Below are 1667 nucleotides of genomic sequence, written 5' to 3' on the forward strand. Positions count from 1 at the left end.
AGAGCAGAGCCGCTTGCGCTCGGCTCGATCAAGTCCAACATCGGCCACGCCCAGGCCGCGGCCGGGGTGGCAGGGGTGATCAAGATGGCGCTGGCGATGCGCGAGGGCGTCCTGCCCAAGACGCTGCACGTCGATCGGCCCTCCTCGAAAGTCGATTGGGATGCGGGCGAGATCGAGCTGCTCACCGAGCAGCGCCCCTGGGAGCCGGGGGGAGCGCCGCGCAGAGCGGCCGTCTCCTCCTTCGGCATCAGCGGCACCAACGCCCACGTGATCTTGGAGGAGGCGCCCGAGCGGGTCCCGGTGGGGGACCGGGGGACAGGGGAGCGCCCCGGCGCTTCCTCCAAGCAAGCTCTGGCGGGCCCGATCCCGCTCGCCCTCGCGGCGAAGAGCACCGAGGCCCTGCGCGAGGCAGCCGGGCGCCTCGCCGCCCACCTGGAGCGAGCAGAGCTCGACCCCACCGACGTCGCCCACTCCCTCATCACCACCCGCAGCCACTTCGAGCACAGGGCCATCGCCCTGGGCGAGGACACCGAGCAGCTGATCGCCTCCCTCGACGCCCTGGTCAGGGCAGAGCCCTCACCCGACCTGATCGAGGCCAGGGCAGGGGAAGGAAGGCTCGCCTACCTCTTGACCGGCCAGGGCTCCCAGCGCCTCGGCATGGGCAAAGAGCTCTTGGAGAGCGACCCGCACTTCAAGGATCCGTTCGAGGAGCTCTGCAAAGAGCTCGACCAACACCTCGAGACGCCGCTGCGGGAGATCCTCTTCGCCAAGGGCAAGAAGGCCAAGGCGCGCCTCGCGGACACCGCCTGCGCCCAACCCGCCCTGTTCGCGATCGAGGTGGCGCTCGCAAGGGCGCTCGAAGAGAAGGGCCTGAAGCCAGAGCTGATGGCGGGGCACTCGGTCGGCGAGATCGCCGCCGCCCACATCAGCGGCGTGCTCGAGCTCAAAGACGCCGCGAGGCTGATCACGGCAAGGGGCGCCCTGATGGGGGCGCTGCCAAAGGGAGGCGCGATGGCCGCGATCGAGGCCACCGAGGAAGAGCTCCATGACTCGATCCAAGGCAGAGAGGCAGAGCTCTCGATCGCCGCCGTCAACGGCCCCGCCTCCTGCGTCCTCTCAGGGCAAGAGGAGGCGGTCGAGGAGATCAGGACCCACTGGGAGCAGGAGGGCCGAAAGACCAAGCGCCTGGAGGTCTCCCACGCCTTCCACTCGCCCTTGATGGAGCCGATGCTGGAGGAGTTCGCAGAGCTCTGCTCAGAGCTCAGCTTCAAGCAGCCCCGGATCCCGATCGTCTCCAACCTGACCGGCGAGCTGCTCGGCCCCGAAGAGGCGACCGACCCCGCCTACTGGGTGCGCCACGCCAGGGAGGCGGTGCGCTTCAAGGACACCCTCGACACGCTGATCGAGCAGGGCGCGACCACCTACCTCGAGCTGGGACCCGATCCCGTGCTCTTGGCGATGGCGCGCGAGACCCTGGGCTCAGAGGCAGAGGCCGCCTTCATCCCCACGCTCAGGGAGGGACGCGAGGAGCGCGGGGCGCTCAACAGGGCGATCGCCCATGCACACGCGGCCGGGGCGGAGGTCGAGTGGGGGGCCTTCTTCGAAGGCACGGGCGCCAAGCGGGTGCCCTTGCCCACCTATCCGTTCCAGCGGGAGCGGTTCTGGCT

At 69.7% G+C, this 1667-nt stretch carries 1 protein-coding gene; it reads left to right on the forward strand.

The features are described 5' to 3' along the window. On the forward strand, positions 1 to 1667 hold a 1667-nt coding region (locus VMT30_00105; GenBank protein HVQ43358.1), incomplete at both ends, for a type I polyketide synthase.

The organism is Candidatus Saccharimonadia bacterium, from assembly GCA_035544015.1.
Lineage (GTDB): Bacteria > Patescibacteriota > Saccharimonadia > UBA4664 > UBA4664 > UBA5169.